We start from the raw sequence: 3760 nt of genomic DNA on the forward strand, positions 1-3760 counted from the left end.
GCTGATCCTGCCGGCAAACGAGTCACCGGCGGAAGCTGCTCCATTGCGCTGGAAGGAAGTTCCTCGTCACGGGCTGCTGGGCTTGCCGCCCACTAACCCCATCCAGCAGCAGGTGGAGGCCTCTCTGCGCGACAGCGGCGAACACGGCCAATTCGTGCAGAGCTTCAATCACCTGCACACGCTGCTGGCGATGGTCGAGGCCGGCCGCGGGGCGGCCGTGCTGCCCTCCTTCGTGGCTGGCGCCGCGGCGCGCTATCGCGTCACGCTGCATGCCCTGCGGCAGCCGGTGGTGCCCGTCGACTTCTTCGAGATCACCAAGGCAGGCCGGGAGGAAAGCGACCTGCTCACGGCATTCGCCGAATGCATCACGGCGGTGCTGTCACCCTGGACCTCCGCTGTCGGCGCACCACAGACGCGCGGCCGGTCCACCCGGCCGCGCGCCTGAGCTGAGCGGGGGCGACGCCGGTTTCAAAGCAGCGCACGCGCCGTCCGCATGGGTCAGCCTGGCGACGCCCAGATGCGCTGCCAGGTGCGTCCCAGCATGCCCCTTGCACTCCGGATGCCGCCCTGCAATGCCACGGGCACCGGCCGCCACGTCCCGTCGTCCCAACGCGCCACGCGGTAATTGAAGCTGTAGTCGGGTTCCGCGCCCATGCGCAGGTCCGACACGATCAGGTCATCTCCGTCCCGCGCGGCCTTCATGAAGCCATGGGTGAACCAGCGCAGCCGCGCCACGGCGCGCTCCTGCGACAAGGCCTCCAGCGCCTGCAAGTCGCTGGCATGGTGCGTGAAGCGCATGGGGCCGCTGTCGGCCACCAGCGAACGCTCGCCCTCCAGGAAGCCATCCGGCGTCATGACCACCACGCGCCACAACAGCGTGTTGAGCGGCGACGCCACGACCAGGCGTGGCGCGTCCTGCAGACCCTGCGCGGCCAGCGAGCGTGCCGCGATGCGGTCCACCCATTGCTGCGCGACAAGGCTCCAGCCCAGGTACAGGCTGCTGAGCACCAGCGCGCCAGACAGCCATCGCCGGCCGCGTGGACGCGGCCCCGCCACGGCGGCCACGATCACGGCAACGAGCAAGGGCAGCGTGTAGAGCGGGTCGATGATGAACACGCTGCCGCCCATGACAGGCGGCGTCGGCGAAGGCCACCAGAGCTGAGTGCCGTAGACAGTGAAGGCATCGAGCAGCGGATGCGTGATCAGGGCCAGCCAGATGGCGACGAGCCAGCCGCGCGGCGCCTCGCGCACACGGGCGCTCCAGCGCCGCGCCAGCAGCCAGATCAGCCAACCGGCGACGAGCAGCACCGGCAGCGAGTGCGAAGGGCCGCGATGCCAGGTGACGTTGGTCACGGCATCGACGCCCATCCCGGACAGGACCAGGCCATCGAGGTCGGGCAAGGTGCCCAGCACGGCACCGGCGACCAGCGCCACGCGCCGGCCACGGGCCGGCACGGCGACGGCGGCGACCGAGGCGCCGAGAACGATCTGAGTGAGGGAGTCCAAGCGGTGTCGCCCCTAGGCAAGGTCAAGAAAGGAGCGCGGATCGTCGCTCATGCGCCCGCTGCCATCTGCCGGACATGGTCGACCAGCGCCATTCGCCATTGGACGACCTGCGGCAGTGGTGCCAGCTCGGCACGCGTGATGAAGAACATGGGTCCCGAGGCCAAGGGCCGTTGCAGCGCCAGCGCCTTCACCACGCCGCGGGCCTCGTAGTGCTCGACGGCCGTCTGCGGCGCCACGACCAGCAGCCGGCCGGCGCCGGCCAGCGCCAGACTCGTGTGAAAGGACGTCGACTCCACCGTTGCCGCCGGAGGCTGCAGCCCGCTTTCCAGGAACCAGTGCTCGAAGTTGCGCCGGGTGTTGGTGGCCGACGGCGGCAGGATCCAGCGTTCGGCCTGCAGCGTCGCCAGCGTGTGCCGCCGGCGGCTGACCAGCGGATGGCCGGGCGCGGCCGCGACGGCCATGCGCTCTTCCCACAGCCGCTCGATCTGCAGGTCGCCCGTGGCATCCTCGCCGGCTTCGAGGCGGCCGATCACGCAGTCGACCTCGCCGTCGCGCAGCAGGCGCATGAGTTGGTCCACATTGGCCTCGCGAAGCAGCAGCCGGGGCAAATGCCCGGCTGCATCGATGGCGGCGGTGATGGCGGGCAGCACGGCCACGGCGACCAGCGGCAGGATGCCCATGCGCAGCACCGGCATCGCCAGGGCCGCGTCCGCGCCCGCGGCGGCATCGAGCGCGCCGAGCGCCACACGCAGCCGATCCAGCGCCACGCGGCCGGCGGGGCTCAGGCGGGCGCCGCGGGCGCTGCGCTCGATCAGGCCGACGCCCAGCGCAGCCTCGATCTCCTGGAGCATCTTGGTGGCGCCGGGCTGGCTCACCTGCAGGCGTTCGGCCGCTGCGCTCAGCGAGCCGGTCTCGGCCACCCAGTGCAGCAGGCGCAGGTGCCGCACGCGCAGGCGGTCCATGCGCCGGGCACGGCGCTCCTCCTCGCGGGCGGTGGAAGCGGGCTCGGATCCTGTCTGGGCCATATCGATCGGTAATGGCTTCTTTCAAAACCAATAATTGTGTGGCATGGCCCGCGATTCCAGAATCGGCGTATCGAACGACGGAGACAACGGCAATGAACGAGACGACCCTGCGTCGGCGCCGGCTGCTGCTCGGCGCTCTGGGCCTGGCCGCCGGTCGCGGTGCCCTGGCGGCCGCGCCCGAGGCCACGGCGCGCTACCCCGAACGGCCCGTGCGGCTGATCGTGCCCTACGCCGCGGGCGGTGGCCCCGACATCCAGGCCCGCCTGCTCGGCCCCGTCCTGGGCAAACAGCTGGGCCAGTCGATGGTGCTGGAGAACAAGGTGGGCGCTGGCGGCATCCTGGCGGCCGAATACGTGAACCAGCAACCGCCCGATGGCTACACCCTGCTGCTGGGCAGCTCCACCCACGTCACGCAGAAGCTGCTCCAGCCCTCGGTCAAGTTCGACCCGCAGGCCTTCAGCCACATCTGCCGTACCGGCACCAGCGGCTGCCTGCTGGTGGTGGGCGCCGATTCGCCGCTGCGCAGCGTGGACGACCTGCTGGAGGCTGCACGGCGCGATCCTGGCCGGCTGAACTACGCATCGGGCGGCATCGGCAGCGCGGCCCATCTGTTCGCGGCCGCCTTCCTCTCGGCGGCCGACGTGCAGGCCACCCATGTGCCCTATCGCGGCTCGGTGGAGATCGGGCTGGCGCTGATCCGTGGCGACGCGCAGTTCGCCTTTCCGGTCATCTCCACGGCCCTGCCCCAGGTGCGCGACGGCAAGCTGCGCGCACTGGCCGTCACGGCCGGCGAGCGCGATCCGGCCCTGCCGGAGGTGCCCACGCTCAACGAGGCCCTGCGGCGCCAGGACCTGAACCTGGTGTCGTGGTCGGGCATCTGGGGTCCGCCGGGCCTGCCCGATGCGCTGGTGCAGCGCCTGTTCGGCGCGGTGCGCACGGCCATGCAGGACCCGGGCCTGCGCGCCGCCTATGCACGCGACGGCACGGTGCCGAGCGTGTCCGAATCACCCGCCGAATTCAGCCGATTCATCGCGCAGGAGACCACGCGCTACCGCGCGCTCATCGCCCGCAACCGCATCAGCCTTCCATGAGCACCGCCGCCATGCCATCCCCCGCCTCGCTCGCGCCCGTGACCGACTTCGCCCCGCTTGCCGGCGTGCGCATCCTGGACTTCTCGCATGTCATCGCCGGCCCCTTTGCCACATTCCTTCTGGCGCAGTTGGGCGCAC

Annotated in this window: 5 protein-coding genes; 3 read left to right on the forward strand and 2 right to left on the reverse strand. The window is 71.0% G+C overall.

Annotated features, from left to right (window positions below; translation table 11 throughout):
• Positions 1 to 445: LysR substrate-binding domain-containing protein (locus QZ772_RS03920; protein ID WP_295523227.1), on the forward strand; the 445-nt coding region annotated here is incomplete at its 5' end.
• Positions 446 to 498: 53 nt separating this feature from the next.
• Here the strand turns inward: QZ772_RS03920 and QZ772_RS03925 are convergent.
• On the reverse strand, positions 499 to 1506 hold the full coding sequence (locus QZ772_RS03925) for a metal-dependent hydrolase (RefSeq protein ID WP_295523229.1): 1008 nt from the start codon (positions 1504 to 1506) through the stop codon (positions 499 to 501).
• A gap of 47 nt (positions 1507 to 1553) precedes the next feature.
• Positions 1554 to 2531: a LysR substrate-binding domain-containing protein gene (locus QZ772_RS03930; RefSeq protein ID WP_295523230.1), complete on the reverse strand. Its 978-nt coding sequence runs from the start codon at positions 2529 to 2531 to the stop codon at positions 1554 to 1556.
• Between the two features lie 92 nt (positions 2532 to 2623).
• On the opposite strand from QZ772_RS03930, the gene QZ772_RS03935 reads away from it, so the two are divergent.
• Positions 2624 to 3622 (forward strand): tripartite tricarboxylate transporter substrate-binding protein, encoded by a 999-nt coding sequence (locus QZ772_RS03935; protein WP_295523232.1) that lies wholly within the window; start codon positions 2624 to 2626, stop codon positions 3620 to 3622.
• Between the two features lie 11 nt (positions 3623 to 3633).
• Positions 3634 to 3760: CoA transferase (locus tag QZ772_RS03940; protein WP_295523234.1), on the forward strand; the 127-nt coding region annotated here is incomplete at its 3' end.

The sequence above is a fragment of the uncultured Pseudacidovorax sp. genome (assembly GCF_913773995.1).
Lineage (GTDB): Bacteria > Pseudomonadota > Gammaproteobacteria > Burkholderiales > Burkholderiaceae_C > Xenophilus.